The 25632-nt window shown below is 69.8% G+C and carries 26 protein-coding genes and 1 pseudogene; 20 read left to right on the top strand and 7 right to left on the bottom strand.

Annotated elements, in window-relative coordinates; genetic code table 11:
- Positions 1 to 118 precede the first annotated feature (118 nt).
- Positions 119 to 631, bottom strand: a complete 513-nt coding sequence (locus AB0H62_RS17600) for a hypothetical protein (protein WP_220241745.1) — start codon at positions 629 to 631, stop codon at positions 119 to 121.
- A gap of 198 nt (positions 632 to 829) precedes the next feature.
- On the opposite strand from AB0H62_RS17600, the gene AB0H62_RS17595 reads away from it, so the two are divergent.
- Positions 830 to 1753, top strand: a complete 924-nt coding sequence (locus AB0H62_RS17595) for an alcohol dehydrogenase catalytic domain-containing protein (RefSeq protein ID WP_220241744.1) — start codon at positions 830 to 832, stop codon at positions 1751 to 1753.
- Positions 1754 to 1810: 57 nt separating this feature from the next.
- Here the strand turns inward: AB0H62_RS17595 and AB0H62_RS17590 are convergent, their stop codons facing one another.
- Positions 1811 to 2569: an IclR family transcriptional regulator gene (locus tag AB0H62_RS17590; RefSeq protein WP_220241743.1), complete on the bottom strand. Its 759-nt coding sequence runs from the start codon at positions 2567 to 2569 to the stop codon at positions 1811 to 1813.
- 79 nt (positions 2570 to 2648) lie between these two features.
- Between AB0H62_RS17590 and AB0H62_RS17585 the strand changes: the two are divergent.
- A pseudogene (locus AB0H62_RS17585) lies at positions 2649 to 2858 on the top strand (helix-turn-helix domain-containing protein); the annotation flags it as partial.
- A 522-nt stretch (positions 2859 to 3380) separates the two neighbouring features.
- Here AB0H62_RS17585 and AB0H62_RS17580 read toward each other — a convergent pair.
- Positions 3381 to 4187: an alpha/beta fold hydrolase gene (locus AB0H62_RS17580; RefSeq protein WP_360586890.1), complete on the bottom strand. Its 807-nt coding sequence runs from the start codon at positions 4185 to 4187 to the stop codon at positions 3381 to 3383.
- Positions 4188 to 5060: 873 nt separating this feature from the next.
- Here AB0H62_RS17580 and AB0H62_RS17575 point away from each other — a divergent pair.
- From AB0H62_RS17575 to AB0H62_RS17565, 3 genes are read left to right on the top strand one after another with little or no spacing between them, the layout of a single operon-like run.
- On the top strand, positions 5061 to 5447 hold the full coding sequence (locus tag AB0H62_RS17575; RefSeq protein WP_255638156.1) for a roadblock/LC7 domain-containing protein: 387 nt from the start codon (positions 5061 to 5063) through the stop codon (positions 5445 to 5447).
- A 52-nt stretch (positions 5448 to 5499) separates the two neighbouring features.
- Positions 5500 to 5871, top strand: a complete 372-nt coding sequence (locus AB0H62_RS17570) for a hypothetical protein (RefSeq protein WP_220247832.1) — start codon at positions 5500 to 5502, stop codon at positions 5869 to 5871.
- A gap of 26 nt (positions 5872 to 5897) precedes the next feature.
- Positions 5898 to 6566, top strand: a complete 669-nt coding sequence (locus tag AB0H62_RS17565) for a hypothetical protein (protein WP_220241741.1) — start codon at positions 5898 to 5900, stop codon at positions 6564 to 6566.
- 12 nt (positions 6567 to 6578) lie between these two features.
- On the opposite strand, the gene AB0H62_RS17560 is transcribed toward AB0H62_RS17565, so the two are convergent.
- Positions 6579 to 7553 (bottom strand): zinc-binding dehydrogenase, encoded by a 975-nt coding sequence (locus tag AB0H62_RS17560; RefSeq protein WP_360586889.1) that lies wholly within the window; start codon positions 7551 to 7553, stop codon positions 6579 to 6581.
- Between the two features lie 55 nt (positions 7554 to 7608).
- On the opposite strand from AB0H62_RS17560, the gene AB0H62_RS17555 reads away from it, so the two are divergent.
- On the top strand, positions 7609 to 8412 hold the full coding sequence (locus tag AB0H62_RS17555) for a helix-turn-helix transcriptional regulator (RefSeq protein WP_360586887.1): 804 nt from the start codon (positions 7609 to 7611) through the stop codon (positions 8410 to 8412).
- Positions 8413 to 8505: 93 nt separating this feature from the next.
- Here the strand turns inward: AB0H62_RS17555 and AB0H62_RS17550 are convergent, their stop codons facing one another.
- From AB0H62_RS17550 to AB0H62_RS17540, 3 genes are all read right to left on the bottom strand, one after another.
- Positions 8506 to 9891: an amidase gene (locus AB0H62_RS17550; protein ID WP_360586885.1), complete on the bottom strand. Its 1386-nt coding sequence runs from the start codon at positions 9889 to 9891 to the stop codon at positions 8506 to 8508.
- A gap of 189 nt (positions 9892 to 10080) precedes the next feature.
- Positions 10081 to 10416, bottom strand: coding sequence for a muconolactone Delta-isomerase family protein (locus AB0H62_RS17545; RefSeq protein WP_220241737.1), 336 nt, complete (start codon positions 10414 to 10416; stop codon positions 10081 to 10083).
- A 41-nt stretch (positions 10417 to 10457) separates the two neighbouring features.
- Positions 10458 to 11159, bottom strand: coding sequence for an alpha/beta hydrolase family protein (locus tag AB0H62_RS17540; protein WP_220241736.1), 702 nt, complete (start codon positions 11157 to 11159; stop codon positions 10458 to 10460).
- Between the two features lie 102 nt (positions 11160 to 11261).
- On the opposite strand from AB0H62_RS17540, the gene AB0H62_RS17535 reads away from it, so the two are divergent.
- The 14 genes from AB0H62_RS17535 to AB0H62_RS17470 all read left to right on the top strand — a co-directional run bounded on the left by AB0H62_RS17535 (position 11262) and on the right by AB0H62_RS17470 (position 25608).
- Positions 11262 to 12374, top strand: coding sequence for a zinc-binding dehydrogenase (locus tag AB0H62_RS17535; RefSeq protein WP_220241735.1), 1113 nt, complete (start codon positions 11262 to 11264; stop codon positions 12372 to 12374).
- A 52-nt stretch (positions 12375 to 12426) separates the two neighbouring features.
- Positions 12427 to 13707, top strand: coding sequence for a Rieske 2Fe-2S domain-containing protein (locus tag AB0H62_RS17530; RefSeq protein ID WP_220241734.1), 1281 nt, complete (start codon positions 12427 to 12429; stop codon positions 13705 to 13707).
- A gap of 28 nt (positions 13708 to 13735) precedes the next feature.
- Entirely contained in the window at positions 13736 to 13927 is a 192-nt protein-coding gene (locus tag AB0H62_RS17525; RefSeq protein ID WP_220241733.1) for a hypothetical protein, read from the top strand.
- Complete coding sequence (locus tag AB0H62_RS17520; protein ID WP_220241732.1) at positions 13924 to 14916, top strand: ABC transporter substrate-binding protein; 993 nt, start codon at positions 13924 to 13926, stop codon at positions 14914 to 14916. The genes AB0H62_RS17525 and AB0H62_RS17520 overlap by 4 nt, the downstream gene beginning before the upstream one ends.
- A 46-nt stretch (positions 14917 to 14962) precedes the next feature.
- Positions 14963 to 16102, top strand: a complete 1140-nt coding sequence (locus AB0H62_RS17515; RefSeq protein WP_220241731.1) for a hypothetical protein — start codon at positions 14963 to 14965, stop codon at positions 16100 to 16102.
- Positions 16099 to 17058 (top strand): PDR/VanB family oxidoreductase, encoded by a 960-nt coding sequence (locus tag AB0H62_RS17510; protein ID WP_220241730.1) that lies wholly within the window; start codon positions 16099 to 16101, stop codon positions 17056 to 17058. Before AB0H62_RS17515 ends, AB0H62_RS17510 begins: the two co-directional genes overlap by 4 nt.
- A gap of 95 nt (positions 17059 to 17153) precedes the next feature.
- Complete coding sequence (locus AB0H62_RS17505) at positions 17154 to 18257, top strand: ABC transporter substrate-binding protein (RefSeq protein WP_360586880.1); 1104 nt, start codon at positions 17154 to 17156, stop codon at positions 18255 to 18257.
- Positions 18254 to 20005, top strand: coding sequence for an iron ABC transporter permease (locus AB0H62_RS17500; RefSeq protein ID WP_360586878.1), 1752 nt, complete (start codon positions 18254 to 18256; stop codon positions 20003 to 20005). Before AB0H62_RS17505 ends, AB0H62_RS17500 begins: the two co-directional genes overlap by 4 nt.
- 24 nt (positions 20006 to 20029) lie before the next feature.
- Positions 20030 to 21178 carry an ABC transporter ATP-binding protein gene (locus AB0H62_RS17495; protein WP_360587085.1) on the top strand — a complete coding sequence of 383 codons (1149 nt, stop codon included), beginning with the start codon at positions 20030 to 20032 and terminating at the stop codon, positions 21176 to 21178.
- A gap of 108 nt (positions 21179 to 21286) precedes the next feature.
- Positions 21287 to 21961 carry a GntR family transcriptional regulator gene (locus AB0H62_RS17490; protein ID WP_360586876.1) on the top strand — a complete coding sequence of 225 codons (675 nt, stop codon included), beginning with the start codon at positions 21287 to 21289 and terminating at the stop codon, positions 21959 to 21961.
- A 139-nt stretch (positions 21962 to 22100) separates the two neighbouring features.
- Positions 22101 to 22793 (top strand): GntR family transcriptional regulator, encoded by a 693-nt coding sequence (locus AB0H62_RS17485; RefSeq protein ID WP_255638155.1) that lies wholly within the window; start codon positions 22101 to 22103, stop codon positions 22791 to 22793.
- Between the two features lie 208 nt (positions 22794 to 23001).
- A complete protein-coding gene (locus AB0H62_RS17480) occupies positions 23002 to 23745 on the top strand; it encodes a GntR family transcriptional regulator (RefSeq protein ID WP_360586874.1) in 744 nt (247 codons plus the stop codon).
- A 21-nt stretch (positions 23746 to 23766) separates the two neighbouring features.
- Entirely contained in the window at positions 23767 to 24138 is a 372-nt protein-coding gene (locus tag AB0H62_RS17475; protein ID WP_220241724.1) for a cupin domain-containing protein, read from the top strand.
- A gap of 39 nt (positions 24139 to 24177) precedes the next feature.
- Positions 24178 to 25608 (top strand): MFS transporter, encoded by a 1431-nt coding sequence (locus AB0H62_RS17470; protein ID WP_220241723.1) that lies wholly within the window; start codon positions 24178 to 24180, stop codon positions 25606 to 25608.
- The last annotated feature ends 24 nt before the right edge of the window (positions 25609 to 25632 follow it).

The following is a 25632-nucleotide window of genomic DNA, read 5'->3' as shown; positions in this document are numbered from 1 at the left end:
GCCTCGGGTCGTGGCCTCGTTGCCGGCACCGGTGCTGCCGAGTGAACGGTATTACGGGGCGGTGGTGTGGCGGCAGTACCGCGACCGGTGAACTTCCCCGAACGGCCTTGTGCGCTGCCTAAGTCGTCGCCGGGGTGCTCGGCGTGCTCGTCGAGCTGCCGCACACGGAGACGACGGCGCCGACCGCCGTCGCGACCTGCGTCGCGGCCGTGCGCAGCGCGGTGACGTCGAGCGGCTGGGTCGTCAGCACGTCCTGCAGTTGCTGGAGCGCCGTCTCGGCGGCGTCGAGGTCGGATCGCGCTTCCGGCCCGAGCTCGGCCTTGGCGGCGTCGAGGGACGACCGCAGGTCACGCGCCGCGGTGGTCACCTCGTCGCGACTCGCTTGGCCGGTGACGAGCGAGGCCGTCTTGGTCGCGAGGTTCTGGGCCGCCGTGGCGACCGAGGCGCACGCGACGTGCCCTCCGCCCGAGCTCGGCGCGGGCGAGGCCGGGGCGGACGCCGGCGGCGGCGTCTGTCCATTTTGGCCACCCGAGCACGCGGCGGTGATCGCGAGCGCGCCGAGCAGTGCCGCGACGGCCGCGACGGCCCGCCGCGCCCTGGGGTGGCGTCCGGCGCCGGTTTCCTCGGCCACGTCCGCCTCCTCGTCTGCGCGCCGACGGTGGTCTGCCCACCATCGTCGCGGCGCGGGCCGCTCGCCCGCCTCGCCCGGTCCGGGTGAGCTGCACTGCCCTTGACGTCTTCGGCGCACGCGACTTACACCCCTATCACTAAATGATTTGCGGACATCACACAGTGATAAATGAGCGGTGATAACAGTGGAGGTGGCGTGATGACGCGCTCGGACGGCGCAGGGCTGCCCGCCACGGCGCGGGCGAGCGTGGCGCTGCCGGACGCGACGGGTGAGGTCCGCTCGTTCGACCTCGTGCCGGCCGGTCCCGGCGAAGGCTGGCTGGAGGTCATCGCGTCGGGGATCTGCGGCACCGACGTGGGGTTGTTCGGCCGGGGTGTCGCCGAGCCGACGGTGCTGGGACACCACGTCGTCGGCCGGGTGGCGGCGCTCGGTGCCGAGGCGGCGCGGCGACGTGACCTGGCCCTCGGCGATCGCGTGGTGCTGGAGGAGTACCTGCCCTGCGGCCGGTGCCTGACGTGCGCGACCGGGCCGTACCGGCTGTGCCCGGAGACCGACCTGTGGCGCGGCGGCCGGCGCGTGGGCCTGATCCCGGCGGCCGAGCGCCCCGGCCTCACCGGCGGCAACGCCGAGTTCACGTTCCTCCCGGCCAACGCGGTGACCCACCGCGTGCCGGCCGGGCTGAGCGACGCGCTCGCGGCCTGGGTGCTCCCGTACGCCAACGCGATCGACTGGGTGACCGGCGCCGGAGCGCTTCGCGGCGGGGAAACCGTCGTGGTCCTCGGGCCGGGTTACCACGGGCTCGCGGTCGCCGCGGCGGCGCGGCGTGCGGGTGCCGGCCGGGTGTTCGTGACGGGCCTGGCCCGCGATGCGCAACGGCTGGAGATGGCCGAGGCACTGGGTGCGCATCCGGTGGTCGTGGCGGACGAGACCGTCCGGTTCGGACACCTCCCCGAAGGCGCGGCGGACGTCGTCGTCGACACCGTGGGCAGCGACCCGTCCGTGCTCGACCCCGCCGTCGCCCTGCTCGGCCACGGCTGGTCGGCGCGGTGTTCGCCGGCACCGGATCGTTCCTCGCGGCGTTCGCGACGCTGGCCGCGGGGCCGCTGCTGGCGATGGTCCTGATGCTCGGGGTGCGCGAAGGCCGCGGAGAGCCCGAGCCGGCGGGGGCGCCGGCTCGGGCTAGCGCGGGTCGAGCGCGTGGCTGAGGTTCGCCGCCGCCTCGCGCACGCGGTCGATCACGAGGGCCCGGCGTTCGTCGTCCATCCGGAACGCCGGGCAGGGTGCGGAGATCGCGGCCACGACCTGGCCCCCCTCGTGCACCGCGGCCGAAGCGGCCCACACGCCCTGGTCGATCTCCTCGTTGCTGACCGCCCAGCCGCGTTCGACGTCGTGCTCCACCTCGCGCAGGAACTCGTCGCGACCGCGGGCCGGCGGCTGGGCGCCCGACTCGAGAGCGGAGTCGACGTAGGCCGCCCGCTCGGCGGGGGTCTTGGCGCCCAGCAGCAGGCGCACGCTCGCGCCCCGCAGCAGGGGCAGCGGCTGGCCGGGCTCGAACGACAGCCGGAACCGGCTCGGCGTCTCGATCCGGTGGAAGCACACGGGCTGCCCGGCGACCATCCGCATGAGCAGCACGGCTTCGCCGATCTGCTCGGCCAGCCGGCGCATGTGCGGCTCGGCCAGGTCCACGATGGGCGTGGCCTGCCGGGCGGCCCGCCCGAGGGCCGCGACCCGCATCGACAGGTGGTACCGGCCGCGGTTGCCTTCTTCGATGAGGCCCATTTCCCGCAGCATGGCGACGTAGCGGTGCGCCGAGGGCACGGGGACGTCGACCTTCTCGGCGAGGTCCTTCACTGACGCCGTCGGGTGCTGCTCGGTGAACGCGAACAGCATCTCCAGAGCCCGCCGAGCGCTGTCCGCTCCGGTTTTCGCGCCTGCCACCCGAGTGTCCTCACCTGCCGTCGGGAGTCCCGCCGAAGCTGTCGCACCGGCGGGGACCTTGGCGGAAATCTATCATGGAATGATCGCGAATTATCACAGGTTGATACAGGAGGGCATGGTGTCCCATCCCGACGACGCGGTCAAGCGCTCGGTCTCGGCACGGATCTTCGCACTGCTGGACGTCGTCGCCGAAGCGGCCACGCCGCCGACGTTGAGCGCGATCGCCCGCGACGCGCGCCTGCCGGTGTCGACCGTGCGCCGGCTGCTCGGTGACCTCCTGCGCTCGGGCGCGCTCGTCCGCACAGCCGACGGCGGCTACCAGCTCGGGGAGCGCATCTGGAGCCTGGGTTTCGCGGCGCCGTGGGAACGTGAGTTCCGCGCGGCGGCCGCGACCCACGCCCACGCGCTCGCGCGGCGCACCGGCTCGGCGGTCGCGTTGAGCGCCCTGGACGGCACCCGCCTGATCTGCCTCGACTCCGTCGCGGGCCACTGGGAGACGGTCGTGCTGAGCCGGTCGGGCGACGCCCTGCCGACGGCGGCCACCAGCGCGGGGAAGATCCTGCTCGCCGGTGCGGCTAAGGACCGCGCGCCGGCCGTCCTGAGTGGACGGCTGCCGCGGTTCACGCCCTTCACCCCGTCGCGCCCGGGCTGGTCCGGTCGCAGCTGGACCGCGCGGCGCGGGTCGGGTACGCCACCGCGCACGCCGAGTACGTCGTCGGGCAGTCGTCCGTGTCGGTCGCGGTCGAGACCGGCCCGCACCGTGTCCCGCTGGCCCTCACCCTGCTGGCGCCGGCGTCGTTCCCGGATCTGGTCACGCTGGTCCGGCCGCTGCGGGACGCGGCGGCCGCGATCTCCGCCGCCCTCGGCTCACCGGCGCGGTCGTCTCGGTCCGCGGCGCCGTGGCGAGCAGCAGTTCGGTGAGCTCCGACACCCGCGAGAAGAACGGCGAGTGGTCGGTGTCGAGCGAGACCACGTCGGTGATCCCGGCCGCGGTGTGCATCGCCCGCTGCGAGGCGAGGGGAAGCGCCCTGTCCCGCAACGTCTCCACGTAGGTCCGTGCCACCCCGTCCAGCGCGCCGTCCGGCAGCGACACCGGGTGTGTGCCGAACGCGAGGCTCTCCGGGACCAGCCGCGCGACCGCCCGGCGGGCGATCTCCGGGTCGCACGCCTCGAGGAACGCCTCAACCTCGTGGGGTACCGGCGGGTACGTAAGCCCCGCGGCGACGTCGATCTTCTTGTGCCGCGCGACGACCGACACCCGGAACTGCTCAGTGGACGCGAGGTCGCGGAAGCTCTGCCCGTGGCCCGGCACGAACGCGCCCACATACACGAGCCGTGCGATCCGCTCCGGGACGCGGGCGGTGACCTGGGTGGCCGTGATTCCGCCCAGGCTGTGCGCCACGAGCACGACCTGCCCGGACACCGCCTCGACGGACCCGCGCACCGTGGCGACGGCGTCCTCCAGCGTCGCGGCGCCGGCTGCGGCCGGGTCGGTGCGACCGGGCAGGTCCACCGCGTCGACGTGGTGCCCGCGCGAGCGCAGCTCCGCCGCGACCGCGTCCGAGCACCACCCTTCGTGCCAAGCCCCGTGCACCATGACGAACCGCGTTCCGGCCACTGCTCCTCCTTGAACACCCCGCGGAAACCAGGTGCCCCAGGAAACCCCGGGCGAGCGTGCGCGCCAAGCATTTCTTCCCGCTTGGCGGAAAAGACCGGTCGCGGGGTCAGCGAAAGGACAGCGACGTGGTCCGCTCGGGGTGGCCGGGGGAGTACGAGTAGCTGATCGACCGCTGCGTCGCGCCCGCGACTCGAAGTGCATCAAGGCTTGCGGCTGCGGCCATTCGGGCTAACCGCGCCGTCACTGTCCGGCCGCGTCCACATCGGATTGTCGAACCGGCGCCGGCAGTCCTCGGCGACGCTGCGCCCGAACGCGAAGACGAACTCGCCGAAATGCGGCATTCGCGGCGGCCGAATGGGCGTGGTTTGCAAGTGAAGTGGCGTGTTTCACAGTTGTACCAACACTGCGTGAACCGTGAACCGGCACTCGCCCGGGCAGGTGAGCTGACGGCAAATCCGGAGCCGGCGGCCGCGATTCCCCGGCTGTGTCGTGGCAGTTCGCGCCGGTGATCGAAGGCGGAAAACGGTCCGAACCGCGATTCGGTGATCTTTTGACCGCGACCAGACCATTCCCTCGGTTCTGGGCCGGAGTGACCGAATGTGGTTGGTCTGATCGTGTGGGCCTGCAAGTGATCTTGCGTGGCCCGTTGGCCGAGAGTGGTGGTGTCGGTAGTGTCTGCGCTCGCAAGGGTGACCCCAATGGGCGATGATCGAGTCGGCCGGCCGGGTTTCGCACCACGAAGTGAACTCGGAGTCATTGCTGGAACGTGATCATCGGACCGACTCCGGACGTGCTGTGCGCGGATCTTGCCCACCCGTTCACCGGGGTATACCGGGTCTTCGGAATTCCATCCGATCCGTTCGTCCTTTTTCGATGCAGGAAGAAAGAATAGTGGATTTCGACGCGCTGGCCGCCGAGCTGAGAAAACTCCGGGAAAACGTCGCCGGCGTCACCGACACGGTGCTCGCGGCGGTCGACGGGATACCGATCATGGCCGACGCGGCCGACCACCTCGATCCCGCGAAGCTGTCCGCGCTCGCGGCCGCCGACCTCGGGATCGCCCGCCAGGCGTCGGAGGTGTGCGGGCAAGGCACGTTGAAGCAGACCGTGGTTTTCAGCAGTGACGGCTACATGGCCGTGTACGCCATCGGCCGGGTGGCGGTGCTGGTTGTCATGGGGGACAAGGGACTCAACGTCGGTCGCCTGCTGTTCGAGTCCCGCCCCGTCATCGAGCGGCTCGGCGCGATCCTGGCCGCCTAGCCGAACCCGGCACCCCGCCCACCACCAGTTCACAAGAGGAGATCGAGTGATGATGAACATCGACACCGCGTTGAAGGAAGCCATGTCCATCGCCGGCGCCATCGGCGTCGCCCTGGTCGACTATGACAGCGGGATGTCGCTCGGCACGAGCGGCGGCGGCGACTGGCTGGACCTCGAGGTCGCCGCGGCCGGCAACACCGAGGTGGTGCGGTCCAAGCTGCGGGTGATGGCCTCGCTCGCGCTCAACGACAACATCGAGGACATCCTGATCACCCTGCACCGCCAGTACCACCTGATCCGCCTGCTGAACTCGGTCGGTTCCCGCAACTCGCTGTTCCTCTACCTGGTGCTCGACCGTGAACGCGCGAACCTGGCGCTGGCGCGGCACTACCTCAAGCGCATCGAAACGGACCTGCAGGTCTAGCTCCACCCCCACACGAGGAGGCGGTGATGACCGGAGGCGGGTCCAGCGTCGCTCTCACCATCGGCTCGGCGTTCATGACCGACCTCGGGTCCCCGTTCCCGGCGAAGATGAACCTCGCGGGTGACGAGCTGGAGTTCACGTTCGTGCTGTCGGGCCACCCGCCCGGCGACGTCTCGGAGTGGGTGCGGCGGCGGTCCGGCGTCGGCCTGGCCGGCCGGGTGCCCCGCTTCACCGCCGACGCGGGCGGGCGCCGGCTCCGCGTCGAGCTCACCGGGACCGCGATCGGTGCCTTGATCGTGCCGTTGGCGGACCTGGCGCCGGCCGGAGTCAACGCTCCGCACCCCGGCCCGTGGCAGGACCGGATGACCACCATGGTGCAGCTCGCCGTGGACGAGATCGCGCGAATGCTGTCGAGGTGCCGGCACCGGGCCGGGGGCGCCGAACCGCTGATCGACCTGGAACTGTCCTACGAGCCGGACCGCGAGTACCGCACCCGCGTCACCGAGGTCCACGAGCAGGTGCGCGCCTTCGTGTCCCCGGTCCGGCCCGTGCTGGAACTGCGCTGGCGCGCGGTGACCCCGGCGCAGCGCAAGGCCCTGCTCGACGAGCTGCCCGACATCGCCCCGGCCCGCAGGTGGTTCCGCCGCAGCCGCACCACGACGATCATGGGACTCGAAGTCGAGCTGCCGTCCTGAGTGGACACTCCGCTAGGGCAGCACGACGAGTTTCCCGATGGCTCGGTCGTTTTCCAGGTAGCGGTGGGCCGCGACGATGTCCTCGAGGCCGAAGACCCGGTCGAGGCTGGGCCGGTAGACGCCGGCCTCGACCCCGTGGACGATCCGCTGCAGCACGGGCGTGCTGCCCTTGAGGTTGTCACTGTGGAACGCAGTGAGCTTGGTGCCGGAGGGGATCATCGCGATCGGTTCGAGGTCCGGGATCACCCACCCGCTCAGCGAACCCGCCACGCACACCGTCCCGGTCCGCCGGACCAGGTTCAGCGAGTCGATCGCCGTGCTTGCCCCGACGAGGTCCAGCACGTGGTCCGGTCCTGCGGGCCAGAGTGCGTGCACACTCGCCGCCAGCGAGCCACCGGGGTCGACGAGCACGTGGTCGACACCGGCCGCCTTCAAGGCGTCGACCTTGTCCGGACGCCGGGTCGTGGCCGCGATCTTGACCCCGCGGGCGGCCGCGATCGACGCGGCCGCCAGCCCCACCGACGACGTCCCGCCGCGGATCAGCAGCCGCCCCCGGGTGGCCGCCAGGGTGTCCAGCGCGCCCTGCGCGGTCAGGTAGGTCTCCGGCAGCGCGGCCAGGACGTCCCACGGCAACGTGGTCGTGATCGGCATCAGCAGCGGGTTCGGCACCAGGGCGTACTCCGCGTAGCCACCGTCGAATTCGCGGCCCAGCTCACCCATCACCGCCGCGACCGTCGTGCCTTCCGGCAGCAGGGGATCGGTGGAGACCGCCACGGTTCCCACGCACTCGATGCCCAGCACCCGCGGGAAGGTGACATTCGGGGAGTGCCCCTGGCGCGTCCTCAGTTCCGACCGGTTCAGGCCCGCGCCCCGCACTCGCACCAGGCTCCAGCCCTCCCGCACAGCCGGCACCGGCACCTCACGGATCTCCAGGACCTCCGGCCCGCCCGCCCGGACGCAGACCGCCGCTCGCATCGTCGTACCCATGCCCTGCACTCTCGCCCGGACGCGCGCTGACTGGCCACCGGTAGAATGCCAACCCATGCCCGACGGCCGCCAACCTGCCCGCTCGCACGTCTGGCCGTCCGGCGGCGCGCACGTCTGGCCGTCGGGCGGAACGAGCCCCGTGCAATCGCACCCGCGCGGCCACCTCGTGTACGCCGCCCGCGGCGTCCTGTCGGTCCACACCGGACAGGGCACCTCGATCGTCCCGGCCAACCGCGTCGCCTGGACTCCCGCCGGTGCCACCCACCACCACCGCGCCCACGGCGACACGGACATGCGGATCGTCTTCCTGCCGCCGTCCCTCGCCCGGCTCGTGCCGGGCCACCCCGCCGTGTTCGCGGCCTCCGATCTCGCCCGCAGCGCCCTGCTGACCCTCACCGGCCCCCGCAACTACGACCCTTCCGCGCGCCCCCTCGACCCCGCGCCGCGCGCCCGCCTCCGCCGCGTCCTCGTCGACGAACTCCACGAGGCCCCCGAACAACCCCTGCACCTCCCGCAACCCCACGACGACCGCTTGCGGGCCCTCGCCCGCGCCCTGCACGAAACCCCCGCGGACAACACCCCCCTCACCGACCTCGGCCGCACCGTCGGCGCCAGCGCCCGCACCCTCAGCCGCCTGCTCCACGACGAACTCGGCATGACCTTCTACGAGTGGCGCACCCAGCTGCGCATTTACCACGCCCTGATCCTCCTCTCCGAAGGCCACGACACCACGCACGTCGCGCACGCCTGCGGCTGGGCCAATCCGAGCCACTTCATCGCCGCGTTCACCAAACTCGTGGGCACGACACCGGGGCGACACCGGGCCGGCCGGCAGGGCGACGTTTTCGCTGGGGCTTGAGTGCATGCTCACGTGGCTTGAGGCCGGCGAGATCTCTCGGCGGGGCCGTCTACTCCGCCGACGACCCCGCCGAGCGCAGCGCGTGGTCCGAGGTCACCCCACCGCGCCCACCAGGTCGGGACGGCCCAGCGCGTCGCCCGCGATCCAGGTGGCGACCTCGAACAGCTCCGCATCGCGGTTGGTGCGGCCCAGTACCTGCAAACCGAGCGGCAGACCTTCGTCGGCCAGGACGGGGAGGGTCAGGGCGGGGCAGCCGAGCAGTGAGGCGGTCACGTTCATGGCGACGTTGCCGGTCGAGTCGAGGCCGGTCGGTGCGGCGCCGCAGGCGGCGACGGTGATCATCGCGTCGAAGTCGGCCGCGGTGTTCTCGTAGGTGGCGCGCACGGTGGTGCGCTGATCGAGGAGCTCGCGGTATTCCCGCTGTGTCATCGCTTCGGCGGTTTTCAGGCGGTCGCGGGCGTCGAGGCTGAGCTTGGCGGCGTCCATGTCGGCGTAGGTGTTGAGCGGCCAGCGACCTTCCCAGGCGACGATCGCCTGGGTGAGCCGCAAGGCGTCGGCGACCGCCTTTTCGACCGTTTCGACGCGGTCGTCCTGTGTGCGGTCCAGCACCTGGACGCCGTGGTCCTGCAGGCGTTGCTTCACCGCGGCGAACGCCCTGCGCGCGCCTTCGGTCGTCGCGCTCCACCCGGCGGTCTCGAGGACGGCGAGCTTCACCGGCTTGGTGCGCCTGGTGAAGTCCACGTCGCCGGCCAGGCCCCCGTAGCCCGGATCGCCGCCCGCACGGTCGGCGATGGCGCGCAGGACCGCCCAGGTGTCGGCGAGCGTCGCGCCGATCGAGCCCTGGCAGCTCTGGCTGAAGTGGTCGTGCGAACCGCTTCGGTTGATCGCGCCGACGCTCGGCTTGAAGCCCACGGCGCCGCAGAAGCTCGCCGGGCGCAGGATCGAGCCGAGCAGTTGCGTACCGAGGCCCACCGGCGCCATCCCGGAACCGACGGCCGCCGCCGTGCCGCTGGACGAGCCACCCGGCGTGCGGCTCGGGTCGTGCGGGTTCGTGGTCTCGTGCCACGGGTGTTTCGAGGCCAATTCGGTCGTGGTGGTCTTGCCCAGGACGATCGCGCCGGCCTCGCGCAACGCGTGCACGCTCGCCGAGTCGCGCTTCCAGTCGGTGCCCTCCCACAGCGGCGAGCCCTGACCGGTCGGCATGTCGGCGGTCTCGATGATGTCCTTGATCGCGACGGGCATGCCGTCGATCGGCGACAGCGGCTTCCCGGCGGCCCACCGCTGCGCCGACTCGTCCGCGGCGCGCCGCGCCCCCTCGCGGTTGACGACGACGAACGCGCCCACCGTGCCGTCGAGCTCGTCAATGCGAGTCAGCGTTTCTTCGAGGTACGTACGGGGGCTGAGCCGGCCGGACCGCAGTTCCTCGCCGTGCGACACGTAGCCCCGCAGCCGGCGTCCGGGCATCGTCGGTTCGGTCACGCGTGCACCCCCGGGACCTCGACGTTCGTCCCACGCAGGCGCCAATTCAGATACGAAAGCATGCCCACATCCTGCGCTACGGGGCGAGAAGACGCCACGATCGTGGCGGATCGCCGAAGTGATGTTCACGCCGGCCGGCGGATGGGCACGAGGCGCTCGCGGCCTTTCGGCACCATCCGCCGGCGGTGTTCACGCCCTGGTTGCGCCGTTCGTCCCGGTCGGCGCGGTGGCCAGGTTCAGGACCTCGGGCAGCAGCTCCTGCGGATGGGTGGCCAGGGCTTCGACTTCGACGTCGAGGTAGGGGAACAGCGGCAGCGAGGTGAGGATCTCGTGCAGGTGGGTGGCGTCCCGGGCCTCGTACAGGGCGAGCGTGCCGTGCTTGCCGGGCAGCCGCCAGAGTTTCGTCAGGATGCCCTCGGCGCGCAGCCGCATGGCGAGAGTGCGCTCTTGTGCGCGCAGTTCGCCGATGTGGTCCGCGGTCAGGTGCGGGGGGAAGCTGGTGGTCGATCGGACCAGGAACTCCATGGAGGTTCTCTCTGTTCGGAGTGGACGCGGCGTCGGCCGGTTCAGACGGTGATGCGCCGCAGCGAATCGGCGAGCGCGGCCGGAGCGGTGACCATGGCCTCGTGCCCGGTGCGCAACGCCTCGACGTCGTACCCGCGCTCCGCGGCTCGCTTGGCGTACGGCGCGAACACGGCCATCCAGTCGGTGCAGTCGAGGTAGGTCGCCGGCAGGTCTTGTGGCAGTGCGGCGCTCACGGGATCCAGGTAGGTCTTCCAGGGATGGGGTGACAGGCGCGGGGCCAGCCAGTCCAGATCGTCCTGTTCGGTCACGCCGAGAACTTCCAGCGAGCGCGGGGGGATCAGCCACCCGAAACCGGGTCCGGCCACGGATTCCCGGTAGTGCCCGGCCACGTGTTCGGGCAGCAGGTCGATCGCGCGCTCGCCGGCGTCGGCGACGAAGGCGTCCAGGTACACCGCGCGCCCGATCCGGGCGCGGCTCCTCGCCGCCACCTCGGTGACGACCTGCCCGGCGTAGCTGTGCCCCACCAGCACCACGTCCGTCAGGTCCCACGCCTCCAGCAGGGCGAGTACGTCCTCGGTGTGCGTTTCGAGCCCCACGTCCGGGGAGATCAGGTGGCGCCGGTCGCTGATCCCCGTCAGCGTCGGCGCGAAGACCCGGTGCCCGTGCCGCTGGAGCTCGGCTGTCACCCGCTGCCAGCACCAGCCGCCGTGCCAGGCCCCGTGAACCAGTACGTAGGTGCTCATCCCGCCCCTTCGTTATGTGAACTACATCCTCACGCAGATTGCGCGACAGGATTGTTAACAATAAAGTACAACCAGATCAGCGACGAGGGAAGGACACCTTCAGTGCCGAACGAGCGTCTGGCCCGGGCCGCGGTCACGACCGGCCGCCGGACCGTCGAGTTCCGCGAGCTCCCCGTCCCGGACCTGACCGGCGGCGACGGCCTGCTCGCCGTCGAGGCGGTGGGGATCTGCGGTTCCGACGTGGTTTCCTTCGATCGGGCCGACGAGCCCGCTCGCGTCATGGGCCACGAGACCGTGGGGGTCATCGCGGACGCGACGGCGTCCGCGATCGCGAGGTGGGGCGTGGCGCCGGGGGACCGCGTGCTGCTGGAGGAATACCTCCCTTGTGGACACTGCCGGTTCTGCCGGTCGGCGGAGTTCCGGTGGTGCCTCGAATCCGATCCGTCGGCGACCCCGGACGCGCTGCGGTACGGGACCACCGCGCTGACCGTCGCGCCGGGACTGTGGGGCGGGTTCAGCCAGCTGCAGTACCTGCACCCGCGCACGGTGCTGCACCGCGTGCCGGACTCGCTGCCGTCCGACATCGCGACCATGGCGCTGCCGGTGGCCAACGGGTACGAGTGGGCCTACCGCAGCGGCGGCGCCGGCCCCGGCTCCGCGGTCGTCGTGATCGGACCGGGCCAGCAGGGCCTCGGGTGCGTCCTGGCCTCCCGGATCGCCGGCGCGTCGGTGATCGTCGCGGTCGGACTCGAACGCGACGGTGTGCGGCTCGAAGCGGCCCGGTCCCTCGGTGCCACCCACACGCTCACCAGCGGCCCCGACCTGGTGGAGCGGGTTCGGGACGCCACCGGCGGCGAAGGCGTGGACCTGGTCGTCAACACCGCGTCCGGCACGGCCGCGGTGTTCAACGACGCGATCGCCATGCTGCGCAAATCGGGCCGGCTGGTCATGCCCGTGCGCGAGCGGAAGCCGCAGGACGGAGTCGATCTCGGGGCCCTGTCCCGAAAGTGCCTGACCGTGGTCGGCATGCGCGGGCACAGTTTCGACGCGGTGGAGTCGGCCCTCGGCATCCTGCAGGACAACCTCGAGCTCGTCCGTCCACTCGCGACGATGACGGTGCCGTACGACCGGGTGGCCGACGCCATCCTCTCCACCGGTGGTTACGGGCCCGTCGCCGACGTCATCCACGCGACCGTCACCGTCGCACGGCCGTGACACCCCGCGCTGCTCTGGACACCGCAGCCTGACAGTTCCCCTCGGAGGCAAGATGCGCATCACGCGTGAACAGAACGAACGGCTCACCCGGGTCGAGGGCGAGGCCCCCATGGGGCAGGTCTTCCGCCGGTACTGGATCCCGGCAGTCCTGTCCGAAGAAGTCCCCGAGCCCGACAGCCCGCCCGTGCGGGTGCGGCTGCTCGGCGAAGACCTGGTGGCGTTCCGGGACTCCAACGGCGAGGTCGGTCTGCTCGACGCCTACTGCTCGCATCGGCGGGCGCCGTTGTTCTTCGGCCGCAACGAGGAATGCGGTCTGCGCTGCGTGTACCACGGCTGGAAGTTCGACGTGAACGGCAACTGCCTCGACACGCCTTCGGAGGAACCAGGTGCGCGGCTGCGGTTCCGCGCCGGCATCAAGGCGTACCCGGTGTACGAGGCCGGCGGGATCGTCTGGACCTACATGGGACCGGTCGACACCATGCCCGAACCGCCGGACTACGAATGGCTGCGCGCGCCCGAGACGCACCGCGGCGTCTCGAAGACCAACGAGCCGTGCAACTACCTGCAGGCGATCGAAGGCGGCATCGACACCGCCCACTCGTCGTTCGCGCACAACAACGACCTGTCCAACACCAAGTCGCTGCGGGCGCTGGACCGGCACCCGAAGCTCGAGGTCCAGCTGCAGCCGCACGGGTTCACCTACGCGAGCCTGCGCCGCGTCGGCGGCGGGCGCCGGTACCTGCGCGTGTACCAGTTCGCCATGCCGTTCATGCAGATCCGCAGTGTGCTGCTGAGCTGGCACGGACAGGGCGAGGACGCCGAGTATCCCGCGCTGCACGGCCACATCTGGGTGCCGATCGACGACCACAACACCGCCATCTACAACTTCGTGTACTCCGCGCGGCCCGAGCAGCCGATGCCGCAGGGGTGGTTCGCCGAGCACGAGGACGAGATGGGCCGCGGCCCGCAGGACTTCAAACCCGGGACCTACTGGCTGGTCCGGGAACCGGAGAACGATTTCATGATCGACCGCGAGGTGCAGCGCACGCGGACCTTCACCGGCATCGAGGGCGTCAACACCCAGGACTTCGCGATCCAGACCGGCATGGGCCGGATCGTGGACCGCAGCAAGGAAGCGCTCGGCAGCACCGACCTGGCGATCACGACCGCCCGCAAGCTCCTGCTCGACGCGACCGACCGCGCCGAGCGAGGGGAGCCGATGGTCGGTGCCGGCCCCGAAGACCACCGGGACACCCGTGCGGCAGACCTGCTCGTGGCCGAGGGCGACGAATGGCGCGAGGCCGCCAAGGACCTGCAGTCCGCTTGGTACTGAGCCACCGCCGAACTCACGAAAGCGACCCATGACCTACAAGATCGTGACCATCCGCGCCACCGGCCTCACGCCCGAGGCCGTGTCCGAAGAGCTCGAACGCGAGCTCAACAACGCCGTCGCCGAGGGGTGGACCTTCGACCGGATCCAGCCGATCATCTACAACTCCTCGACCACGGGCTACCTGCTGCTCATCCTGAACAAGGCGGGGGAGAGCGCATGACGCGCCGGCTCACCGTCGCCCTCACCGCCAACACGTTCACCCGCCCGCTGCTCGACGGTCGCGTCGGAATCGCCGGCGTCGACCCGACACTGCTGTCCTACCACCCGTCGGAGCTGTTCTGGCGGCAGCTGCACTTCGCCGAGTTCGACGTCTTCGAGGCGTCGCTGTCGACCTGCTTCCGCCTGGCCTCGCTGGACGACCGGCGGTTCGTGGCCCTGCCCGTGTTCACCACCCGCACGCTGTGCCACCTCGGCATCGTCGTCGGCGAGCGCTCGGGTATCGAGAGCCCCGCGGACCTGCGCGGGCGGAAGATCGGCGTGCCGGAGTACCAGCAGACCTCCGCGGTGTGGAGCCGCGGCGTGCTGCAGCACGACTTCGGCGTCGATCCCGCCGACGTCCACTGGGTCATGGAACGCGGCGCCGCCCACAGCCACGGCGCGGCCACCGACTTCCGGCCGCCCGAGGGCGTGCGCGTCGACGTCATGTCCCCGGAGGAGAACATCGGCACTCTGCTCGCCGAGGACTACCTCGCCGGATCCCTGCTGTACCTGTCGGAGAAGAACCTCGTCGACCGCTCGCCCGAGCGCAGCGAAGCCGAGCTGAGGGTCCGCCGGCTGTTCGACCCCGAGGCCGAACGCGCCCGCTACCTCGCCGGCGGCACCGGGCTGCACGCCACGCACTGCGTCGCCGTGCGCCGGGAGCTCGCCGAGGAGCTGCCGTGGCTGGCGCTGAACCTGTACTCGGCCTTCACCGAGGCCAAGGCCGCCGTGCTGGCCGAGGCCGCGCGGAGCTTCGAACCGTGGCGGTTGCTGGATCCCGCGACCGCGGACGCCGCCCGCGGGGTCGCCGCGACCGACCCCGTGCCCTACGGCATGGAGGCCAACCGCACGATGCTCGACCGGCTTCGCCAGTACGTGGTCGAGCAGGGCATCGCCGTGCGCGAGGTGCCGCTCGACGAAGTCTTCGCCCCGCAGACCCTGGACCTGTAGGCCACCGCGCCCGTTCCCACCCCCCATCCGCACGAAGGAGAAACGCATGGCTGAGATCGTCGCCGCGGCGGCCGCCGTCCACGCGCCGCAGCTGCTGAGCCGGCCCCGGCACGAGGAGCTCGACAAGCTCGACAAGAGCACGGACGCGCTGGTGGCGTTCGGCGCCGCCATCGAGGAAGCCGCTCCCGACGCGGTCCTCGTCATCGGTCTCGACCACCTCGAGACCTTCTGGCTGGAGGCGGTGCCGACCTTCACGATGGTGGTCTCGCAGGAGTGCGAGGCGCACTACATGGAACAGCGGATGCAGAAGAAGGTGCACACCGAGGTCGCCGTCGACCTGCTGAAGAAGGTGATCGCCGACGGCTTCGACGTCACCTACTCCCAGGAAGCCGTGCTGGGACACGCGTTCCTCACGCCGTTCAAGTACATCCTCGGCAAGACCGACGCCCCGGTGATCCCGCTGCTGGTCAACACCTACCTGCCGCCGATCCCGAGCCCGCGCCGCTGCTACGAGCTGGGCCGGGCCATCGGCCGCGCGCTGGAGACCCGGGACGAGCGCATCGCGATCATCGCGAGCGGCGGCATGTCCCACTTCCCGGGCACCTCCCGCTACCTGGCGCCGAACTACGAGTTCGACCGCTGGGTCATCCAGGAGGCCGCCGCCGGCCGCTACCAGGACCTGCTCGACCTCACCCCCGTCAACCTCGACGAGGTCGGGGAAAGCGAGCTGCTGACCTGGTTCGTGCTGCTCGGCATCATCGGCGAGCTGCCCGGGCACCTGCTCTCGTACCAGGAGCTGGCCCACCACGGCCAGGGCGTCGTCCAGTTCCTGCCCAAGGCCGCCGACGACACCGTGCACGAGGCGAGCCGGGAGGTGTCGGTGCCGAAGTACGGCGGGTACGAGTTCACCAGCGAGGACTTCATCTACTACAAGTTCCCCGAGCCGGAGTCACTGCCGCTCAACCGTTTCCTCCACCGCCTGATCGTGGAGGAGCAGCTGCGCGACGACTACGCGCGCGACGCCGACGCGGTGATCACCGCCAGTGGCCTCGACGCCCGCTTCCAGGACGCGTTGCGCCGGCCGGGGTTCGACGCGCTCGTCGAGGCAGGGGCGCACCCGTTGCTGGCACTGTCCTCGCGCCAGGTCGTGCGGCTGGCCGCCGACCGCATGGGGACGGGTTCGTGACCGCGCCGGAAGGGACGGTCGAGGTCGAGGTCAGCGGGCGGCGGATCGTCGGGAACGGTGTGCTGGAGGTCGAGCTGCGCCCGGTCGACGGCAGCCCGTGGCCCGGCCACGGGCCGGGAGCGCACGTCGACGTGCATTTGCCCAACGGCCTGATCCGGCAGTACTCCCTGCTGGCCGCGTCCGCGGGCGCCGAGACGGCGAAGATCGCGGTGCTCAAGACCGCCGACTCCCGGGGCGGTTCGCGGTTCGTGCACGAGCGGCTGCGGCCCGGGCACCGGATCCTCGTGAGCGAGCCCAAGAACACGTTCGAGCTCGGGGAGGACGGCGCGCACGTGGTGCTGATCGCGGGTGGCATCGGTGTGACGCCGCTGCTGGCGATGGCTCGCCGGCTCGCCGCGCGGCACGCCGGCTTCGAGTTCCACTACCGCGTGCGCACGCCCGACCGGGCGGTCTACACCGCCGAGCTCGAGTCCCTCGTCCCCGCCGGCGCCCTGCACGTCGGAGCGGACTCCGACGGGAGCACGTTCGCCCCGGAGGACGTACTGCGCGCGGCCGGTCCACACTCGACGGTCTACGTGTGCGGGCCCGAGCCGTTCATGGACTACGTGCGCAAGGGCGCGCTCGCCGCGGGGATCGGAGCCGAGGCGTTCCGGGTCGAGCACTTCAAGCACGAGGCCGACACCGAAGGGCGTCCGTTCGTGCTGACCGCGGCCCGGAGCAAGGTGACCGTGGAGGTCGGCGCAACCGAGACGCCGGCCCAGGTCCTCGACCGCGCGGGCGTGTTCGTCCCGACGGCGTGCGAGCAGGGCGTGTGCGGCACCTGTGTGGTGGGGGTCCTCTCGGGAACGCCGGACCACCGCGACGTCGTGCTGACTCCGCGGGAGAAGGCATCCGGATCGGTCATCACGCTCTGCTGCAGCAGGGCCACCACTTCCGAGCTCGTCGTAGACCTCTGATTGTCCAACAATATTGCTAGTCATATTGTTCGACATCACGTAGTCTCTGTACGCGGGTGCGCGGAGCGCAGCCGTTACCGGAATGAGGAGCAACGATGCTCGAGAAGCCGCGGCAGCGCCTTGCCTGCCTGCTCGCTGTGGCCTGCCTCGGCGGCCTGACGGCGGCCTGCGGGTTTCCCCCTGTGAACACCGAGGCGGTCGCGGTCTACGCGAAATTCGCCGCCATGAAGGGGAAATCGCGCCACGACCAGCTCGTCGACGCCGCCAAGGCCGAGGGCCAGCTGGTCATCTACGTCACCAACACCGCGATCGAGAAGAAGATCGTCCCCGCGTTCGAAAAGGAATACGGGATCGACGTCGCGGTCTACCGCGCGACGACGGAACAGGTCCGCGGGCGCGTGCTGCAGGAAGCGGGCGCGCACCGGGTCCTGAACGACGTGGTCGAGACCAAGGACTCCGAGATGGCGATCCTGGGCCAGCAAGGACTGATCGCCCCGTACACGAGCGACATCGCCGGCACGATCCCGGCCGAGGCGAAGACCGACGACATGGTCGGGGCCTACTACATCGCCACCCTGCCGATCCACAACGTGCGGCTGGTCCAGCCCGGCCAGCTCCCGCCCGATCTCGCGGGTTACGCCGATCCGAAGTGGCAGGGCAAGGTCGCGGTCGACCAAGGCGACTTCAACTGGTACGAGGACTTGTACAACTACTACACGAAGCAGAAAGGCATGTCCGACAACGACTTCGCCGCCATGATGAAGCGCGTGGCGAAGAACTTCCGGGTCGTCGACGGCCACGTCTCCAACACGACGCTGCTGCAGGCGGGCGACTTCCCGGTCTTCCTGTCGGACTTCCTCCAGTACGTGCCCAGCCGCGCGAAGGACCTTTCGTTCCAGCCGGCCATGGACCCCGTGACACTGCAGATCCTGGGGGCCGACCCGATGAAGGGCGCCGCCCACCCGGCGGCCGCGCTGCTGTTCTGCGACTACTACCTCACCGAGGCGCAGAAGTACCTGCACGACGCCGGATACATCCCCACCAACCCCGCGGCGATCCCGGGCTACCAGCCGCGCCTGCCGGAAGGAACCGATTTCGTGTACGACGACTGGCGGACCCTGGCCTCCGACCGGGGCAACGCGTGGCAAGAGGCGTGGAGCAACCTGCTCAAGGGCAAGGACCCGGTGCTTCCCCGATGACCCAGACCGTTCTCGACCGGCCGCCTGCCGGTCACGACCCCGGGCCGGGCCCCGGGATACTGCGCCGGGTACTCGGCCGCGTCGAGGCGAAGCACGTGGTCGTGGCGGTGGTCGTACTGCTGCTCGGCTACCTCGTCCTGGTGCCGCTGGGCTTCCTGCTCTGGCGCACCTTCGTCGCCGACGACGGCTCGGCCGGTCTCGGGGGCTTCGCGCGGGCGTTCCCGAACGACTCCGACACCTGGGCGATGATCGGGAACACGCTGGCGTTCGCCTTCGGCTCGATGGTCGTGTCGATGGTGATCGGCGGTGGGTTCGCCTACCTGGCCGAGCGCACCGACGTCCCGTTCCGGCGGCTGCTGAGCCTCTCGGCCCTGATCCCGCTGATCATCCCGGCGATCCTGTACGCGCCGGCGTGGATCTTCCTCGGCAGCTCGAACATCGGCCTGCTCAACAACGTCACCGGGTTCCTGTTCGGCATCCGGCCGTTCGACGTCTACTCGGTGTGGGGCATGATCTGGGTGCAGAGCCTGCACTCCGCGCCGATCGTCTTCCTGTTGCTGTCGGCGGCTTTCCGGGCCGCGGACCCGTCGATGGAGGAGGCGGCGAGGGTCGCCGGGCTCGGCCGGTGGCGGGTGCTGACCCGGATCACCTTGCCGATGGTCAAGCCCGCGCTGGCGGGCGCCGCGCTCATCGTCTTCGTGCAGTCGCTGGAAGTCTTCGAGATCCCCACGTTTCTCGGGCTCTCGGGTGGTCACTACGTGCTCACCAGCAAGCTCTACTACCTGTACCAGGAATACCCCACCGACTACCAGGCGATCGGGGCGATCGGGATCGGCCTGCTGGTGATCGCGTGCGTCGGCGTCTGGCTGGCCGGGCGCGCCGGCGGGTCGCTGCGCGAGTCCGGGACGATCAGCGGCAAGGCGTTCCGCCCGCGGCGCGAGAAACTCGGCCGGGGCAGGTGGGTCGCGGCATTGTTCGTGCTGGGCTACTTCGTCCTCGCCGTGGTGCTGCCGCTGCTGGTCCTGCTCTACTCCTCGCTGCTGAAGAACTACGAACAACCCAGCCTCCAGGCAATGGGTGATCTGAACCTCGACAACTACCGCACGTTGTTCGGCGACAGCGGGATCATCCGGTCGTTCGAGCACACCGCTATCGTCGCCGTCTGCGCGGCCACCGCGGCGATGGTCCTGTCCGCGGTCGCGTCCTGGGTCGTGGTCCGCACGAGGTCGTCGGGCCGGCGGCTGCTCGACGCGCTGGCGTTCTCTCCGCTGGTGATCCCCGGTCTCGTGTTCGGGGTCGCGCTGGCGGTGGTGTACCTGCGGACGTCGCTGCCGATCTACGGGACGCTGATCATCCTGTTCATCGCTTATACGACCCGGTTCATCCCCTACGGCATGCGCTACGCGGGCTCGGCGCTCGCGACGGTGTCGGCCGAGCTCGAGGAATCGGCCCACGTCTCCGGGGCTCGCTGGTTCGAAACGATGCGGCGCGTGCTGCTCCCGCTGGCCGCGCCGGGCCTGATCGGCGGATGGGTCTACATCCTCATCGTCAGCTTCCGGGAGCTGCAGAGCAGCATTCTGCTCTACACCCCGGGCAAGGAAGTCCTCTCCGTCACGATCTTCCAGGAGTACCAGGACGGCAACACCACCCTCGTGTCGGCGATCGGCGTGGTCCTCGTCGTCGTGCTGACGGTCCTGGTCGTCATCTCGCAGCTCATCTCGGCGCGCCGCGGCGTGCGCAACCAGTAGCCCGAACCCAAGGCGGTCGAAGTGATGCTCAAGATCAACGACGTGGTGAAGAAGTACGATCCCGCCTCGTCCGGCCGGCTGCGGCGGCGGGGGATCGACATCGACAAGCACCGTCCCGCGCTGGGCGGGGTGAGCCTGCGGGTCGAGGAGGGGCAGTTCCACACGCTGCTGGGGCCCTCGGGGTGCGGCAAGACCACGCTGCTGCGTTCGGTCGCGGGGCTCGAGCACCCGGACTCCGGCGAGATCGAGCTGGGCGGCGACACGCTCTTCTCCGCCGAGCGGTCCGTCGACCTCTCGCCGGACCGGCGCAAGCTCGGCATGGTCTTCCAGTCCTACGCGATCTGGCCGCACATGTCCGTGCGGCAGAATGTCGCGTTCCCGATGCGGGTGGGCCGGGACAAGCGGCCCAAGGCCGAGGTCGACAAGCTGGTGGTGGCGGCACTGGAGTCGGTCGGGCTGAGCGAGGCCATCGACCGGTCGGCCACCAAGCTCTCCGGCGGCCAGCAGCAACGCCTCGCGTTCGCCCGCGCGATGGTCGGCCGGCCGCGCCTGCTCCTGCTGGACGAGCCGCTGTCCAACCTCGACGCCCAGCTGCGCGCGTCGATGCGCCTGGAGCTGAAGCGGTTGCAGAGCGAACTGGGGCTGACCACCCTCTACGTCACCCACGACCAGGCCGAGGCGCTGGCGATCTCCGACGTGATCACCATCATGAGCGGCGGCCGCATCATGCAGCAGGGCACCCCGCGCGATATCTACGACAATCCGGAGAACCTGTTCGTGGCCCGGTTCATCGGGTCGCCGAACCTGCTGTCGGCGAAGATCGACGACGGCTCCGGCCGCCGGACGGTGCTCACGGACATCGGGCCGCTGGTGCTCGACGAAGCGGTCCCGGCCGGCCTCACCGACGTCGTTCTCGTGCTGCGCCCCGAAGACCTCGAGCCGCGGCGACGCGCTGACGGCACCCACGGGTCGCCGGGGGCCAACGAACTGTTCGGCACCGTGGTCGCGCAGTCGTTCGAGGGCGAGTGCATCCGGCACATCGTGGCGGTCGGCGACGAGCGCATCGAGTGCCGATCGGCCCGGCACTCGGACGTGCGTCCCGGCGACGAGGTGTCGGTCCCGGTGCCTGGGCGGGCGTTGTCGGTGGTCGACGCACACGACGAACCGCACTGAGCCGACGGTGAAACACCCGATCGTCCAATCAGATTGCCAACGATCCTGTTAGGGTAAAATGGCAACGATCCGGCTGGACGGCCGGCCTGGAAAGGAGGGCGGCCGCCTGTGGAAAACCGAGAAACGCTCGTCGACCGGTTGCGGACCGCCATCGTCCACGGCGAGCTCTTTCCCGGCCAGCGGCTCGTCGAGGTCGACCTCGCGGCCGCGTTCGGATCGTCGCGCGGGAGCGTGCGCGAGGCCCTGGTGATGCTGGAGAACGAGGGCCTCGTGATCCGTGAGCGCAACCGCGGCGCGTCGGTGCGGCCGATCTCGCTGCGCGAGGCGATCGAGATCACCGAGGTGCGCGCCGTGGTCGAGGGGCTGTGCGCGCGCAAGGCCGCGTCGGCGATCGGTGCGGAAGACCGGCGCCGCCTTCAGAAGCTCGCCAAGGCGATGCGCGCGGCGGTGAAGGCCGGCGACATCGCCGCCTACAACGACATCAGCCAGGAATCGCACCACGTAATCCGCGAGCTGGGCGACCAGCGGACGGCGGTCGAGGTGCTGGAACGGCTGCGCTACCCCAGCGTGCGGTACCAGTTCCAGGTGTCGTTGCTGCCGGGGCGGATCGAGGAAGGGCTCGCCGAGCACGTCAGCGTCATCGAGGCGGTTGCCTCCGGGGACGGGGACCGGGCCGAGGCCGCGATGCGAGCTCACTTGTCGAGCCTGGTCGGGTCCTTGCAGAAGCTCAGCGAGCTGGGCGGCCTGCCCAAGACGACGCTCGGTCGCACGCCGGCTTCGTGACGCGTGCGGCCGAGCCGCGTGGAGTTTCGCTTCGACGAGGTGATCGGCTTGGGTGAGCACGGAGCGGGGACCGGCGGCGTGTCGGCTGCTCGGTTAAGGGAACTGTCGGGGCCGGTGACGTCGCGTGCAGCCTGACGTGGTGGACACCGAAGGTGCGACGTGGCCGTCCGCGGAAGAACGAGAACAGCCGCTCGGGCCCACGGCGGCCCCTGCGATCAGCGACGCCATCCGCGACACGATCCTCCGGGGTGAGTTCGTGCCGAACCAGCGGCTGGTCGAAAGCGACCTGGCCGACCAGTTCGGCGCGAGCCGCAGCGCGGTCCGGCTCGCACTGCTGGAGCTGATGAACGAAGGGCTGATCGAGCGGGTCCGGAATCGGGGAGCCCGCGTCCGCGCGGTGTCGCTGGACGAGGCCGTCGAGATCTGCGACGTCCGCCTGATGCTCGAACCGTTGTGCGCGTCACTCGCCGCGCTGCGGGCCGATGCGTCCGAGCGTCGTGGCCTGCACGCACTCGGGGACGCCATGCGCGTCGCCGTCGACGACGCGGATCTGGCCGGGCAGTCGGAACTCAACCACCAGTTGCACACACTCGTGCGAAAGCTCAGCGCTCACCACACGGCGACGCGCATCCTGGAACGCCTGCGGGCGCAGTCGGTGCTGCACCGCTTCCGCCTCACCACACGGCCGGGCCGAGCTCGCGAATCCCTCACCGAGCACCTCGCCATCATCTCCGCGATCTGCGACGGAGACGCGGACCGAGCAGCCGACGCGACGCGCCGGCACTTGCGCGCTGTTCTCGATGCTTTGCAACAGACTGGCGCCACGTCGTAGACGTCAACTTGACCGGCGTTCCCAGCGAACGTTCAACTCCGGTCGGCTCGGGTGAGGTGAGCTCCGTGCACCCGCGGTGGGGCGGTTTCGGTCCGCGGTCCATTGCGCACTTTCCGTAATATCCGCAGGTCCGGGTGGTCTAATCTGGACTCGACAGACCGATGTGCCGACTCTTGTGCGGCCCGGGACACTGGTCTAATCTCTCGGGATGCAGTCTTCAGACCACTCCGAGCGTGCCTCGTTGCCGCAGCGGCGGTACTTGCGTGTAGCTCAGGCGCTTCTGAGTGAGATCCAGCAGGGGGGTTGGACTGCTGGGGCTCGACTGCCCTCGGACCGCGATCTCTCCGCCAAGTTCGAGGTGTCGAGGGCGAGTGTGCGCGAGGCACTGTTCGCGCTGGAGCTGAGCGGTGCCATTGTGGTGCGGCACGGTGACGGTACCTACGTGGCAGACCTGAGCCGGGGGCTGTTCAAGGGCTCCGGACGTGAGATCGGCTCAACGCCCGAGCACGTCATCGCCGCACGGCTGGTGGTCGAGCCACCGCTTTCCCGCCTGCTCGCGGCAAATCCCGGTGATCTTGACCTGGAAAAGGTGCAACACGAGGTCGACCTGGCCGCCGGCTTGATCGACGAGCCGGCACAGCTTCCCGACTTCGTCAACCACTCGATGGCGTTCCACGCCGACTTGGCCGCGATGTGCCCGAATCACATTCTCAGCCACTTCGCGTTGGAACTGGTCGAGATCGATCGGCAGCCGTTGTGGGTCTTGATCAACCAGATCGTGCTGCAGGACCGCGAAAATCGCCTCAAGCTGATCAACGATCACCAGCGCATCCTCGACGCGATTCGCAGTGATGGCCCGCGCGGTGCGGAGGATGCCATGAGGGATCACTTGCGGCTGAACAAGGAACAGCTCTTCCCCGGGCAGGCGGGGGTCGAGTGGCCAGGTCTCTGACCGCATCCCAGAAGAGGAATCATGACTGACAGTGTCACGGGAAAGTACGTCCAGGTCACCTACGATCCCGCGAACCCACCGGCTGACGGCCTGTTGCTGAGTGCGGCCGACGTCCCCGAGATCCAGAACTGCCTCGGAGTGGTGACGATCCCACCAGGATCGCCCAAGACCGACACGATCGCGCACGCCACTTCCGAGGTCATGTACGTTGCCCAAGGGGCTGGTCGGCTGCACACCGACCAAGGCGTTCTGGATTTCGAGCGAGGCCAGGCGATTTTCATCCCTGCGGCTTCGTGGCACGCGCTGGAAAACACCGGAGGCGAGGACCTCGTTTCCGTGTTCTCCTTTCCCTCTCCTTCGCGGCCGTCAACGCGCGCCCAAAGGGTGTCCTGAGGACCCGACAGGCAATACTCAAACGTAGGAAGTAGAGTCATGGCATTCGATGCGAAAGCCGCCATGAGCAAAAAACCCAGGTCACTCGGTGAAATCATCGATGGCATGGGGCTCACCAGAACCCACTATCTGGCACTTGCTCTCGTGGTGCTGGGCGGCCTCTTCGAGGTTTTCGAGCAGCTCATTCTCTCGGCGCTCGGCCCCTCTCTTCAAAAAGATCTCGGCATCGATGCCTCCGCCTTGGCGCTTCTCTCCACGGTAAGTCTCATCGCCATTGTCATCGGCGGCATCGTCGGCGGTGTGATCGCGGACCTGCTGGGCCGCAGGAGCCTGCTGGCCGTCAGCCTGGGAATCTACTGCCTGGGCTCGGTGCTGTCGGCCATGGCGCCGAACTCGACCGTTCTCGGTGTCACCCGGGTCGTGACCGGCCTGGGGGTCGGCGGTGAGATCGCGGTCGGGCTCACCTACCTGTCCGAGCTGACCCCGACCAGGGTCCGGGGCGTGTTCGTTTCCCTGTTCAACACAATCTCCGCGGGCGTCGGCTTGTTTCTCGCCTACGCCTACACGTTGTTCGTGATCGGCCCGTTCGCCTCGGCGGTCGGCGCCGGCGACAACGACTGGCGGTGGGCCTTCGGCTTGCTGGGGCTTCCCGCTGTCTTGATCTTCTTCTTCAGGCGGTATCTGCCCGAGACGCCGGCCTACCTCTTGAGCCGTGGCAAGATCCTGGAGGCGAACGAGGCTCTCACCCGCCTGGCGACCGGCAGGCTGCGCGTGCGAAGCGGCGACATCCACCCCTACGTCGACAGTCAGACCGCCGCCGTCTCGGAGAGCGCACAGGGCGACGGGCCCGCATCTCAGGCGTTGAAGAGTGTCCTCACCAAGCCACTTCGCCGGCGCACCATCGCGTTGGGGATCGCGGCGTTCCTGGCGTGGGGCGCGCAGTTCAGTGTGGTGCTGCTGATGCCGATCATGCTGGTCAACCGGGGTTATTCGGTGCAGGGCAGCGTGACGTTCACCATGCTGCAGAACCTGGGCGGTCTCATCGGCTGCGCGATCGCCTCGTACGGCGGATTTGCCATTTCTCGCCGGACCGTGGTCTGTGTGGGTGCGGTGTGCAGTGCCGTCGCCGTGCTCGCCTTCGCCATCTTCGCTCAAGGCGATGCGCTCATCCTGACACTGGGATTTGTGTTCCAGATCTTCGTGCTCCTCGTCAACACCACCATCTGGACTTGGGCGCCGGAGCTCTTTCCGACCCGGGTTCGCAGTTTCGGAACGGCTGTCGTCGTCAACACCGGTTTTGTCGGCGGTGCGATTCTTCCGTTGATCGCCAGCTCTCTTCTGCAGGGTGTCGGCCAGTTCTGGGTGTTCGCCATCGTGGCCGTGATGTATGTGGGGTTGGGGCTGGCGGCGCTGTTCGTTCCGGAAACCCATCGGGTTCCCCTTGAGGTTCTTCACGGCTCCGGGCAGTGATTTCGTGAGTGAGGATATGAGGTC

The sequence above is a fragment of the Amycolatopsis sp. NPDC050768 genome, assembly GCF_040654155.1.
In the GTDB taxonomy this organism is placed as follows: domain Bacteria; phylum Actinomycetota; class Actinomycetes; order Mycobacteriales; family Pseudonocardiaceae; genus Amycolatopsis.
This window is presented reverse-complemented; position numbering and strand designations above follow the sequence as displayed.

Coding starts and splice junctions, on each gene's coding strand:
- AB0H62_RS17480 (WP_360586874.1), top strand. CDS start 23,002: ATGCAGTCTTCAGACCACTCCGAGCGTGCCTCGTTGCCGCAGCGGCGG.
- AB0H62_RS17500 (WP_360586878.1), top strand. CDS start 18,254: ATGACCCAGACCGTTCTCGACCGGCCGCCTGCCGGTCACGACCCCGGG.
- AB0H62_RS17555 (WP_360586887.1), top strand. CDS start 7,609: ATGCCCGACGGCCGCCAACCTGCCCGCTCGCACGTCTGGCCGTCCGGC.
- AB0H62_RS17505 (WP_360586880.1), top strand. CDS start 17,154: ATGCTCGAGAAGCCGCGGCAGCGCCTTGCCTGCCTGCTCGCTGTGGCC.
- AB0H62_RS17495 (WP_360587085.1), top strand. CDS start 20,030: ATGCTCAAGATCAACGACGTGGTGAAGAAGTACGATCCCGCCTCGTCC.
- AB0H62_RS17520 (WP_220241732.1), top strand. CDS start 13,924: ATGACGCGCCGGCTCACCGTCGCCCTCACCGCCAACACGTTCACCCGC.
- AB0H62_RS17575 (WP_255638156.1), top strand. CDS start 5,061: ATGCAGGAAGAAAGAATAGTGGATTTCGACGCGCTGGCCGCCGAGCTG.
- AB0H62_RS17595 (WP_220241744.1), top strand. CDS start 830: ATGACGCGCTCGGACGGCGCAGGGCTGCCCGCCACGGCGCGGGCGAGC.
- AB0H62_RS17515 (WP_220241731.1), top strand. CDS start 14,963: ATGGCTGAGATCGTCGCCGCGGCGGCCGCCGTCCACGCGCCGCAGCTG.
- AB0H62_RS17560 (WP_360586889.1), bottom strand. CDS start 7,553: ATGGGTACGACGATGCGAGCGGCGGTCTGCGTCCGGGCGGGCGGGCCG.
- AB0H62_RS17530 (WP_220241734.1), top strand. CDS start 12,427: ATGCGCATCACGCGTGAACAGAACGAACGGCTCACCCGGGTCGAGGGC.
- AB0H62_RS17570 (WP_220247832.1), top strand. CDS start 5,500: ATGAACATCGACACCGCGTTGAAGGAAGCCATGTCCATCGCCGGCGCC.
- AB0H62_RS17565 (WP_220241741.1), top strand. CDS start 5,898: ATGACCGGAGGCGGGTCCAGCGTCGCTCTCACCATCGGCTCGGCGTTC.
- AB0H62_RS17470 (WP_220241723.1), top strand. CDS start 24,178: ATGGCATTCGATGCGAAAGCCGCCATGAGCAAAAAACCCAGGTCACTC.
- AB0H62_RS17545 (WP_220241737.1), bottom strand. CDS start 10,416: ATGGAGTTCCTGGTCCGATCGACCACCAGCTTCCCCCCGCACCTGACC.
- AB0H62_RS17540 (WP_220241736.1), bottom strand. CDS start 11,159: ATGAGCACCTACGTACTGGTTCACGGGGCCTGGCACGGCGGCTGGTGC.
- AB0H62_RS17475 (WP_220241724.1), top strand. CDS start 23,767: ATGACTGACAGTGTCACGGGAAAGTACGTCCAGGTCACCTACGATCCC.
- AB0H62_RS17525 (WP_220241733.1), top strand. CDS start 13,736: ATGACCTACAAGATCGTGACCATCCGCGCCACCGGCCTCACGCCCGAG.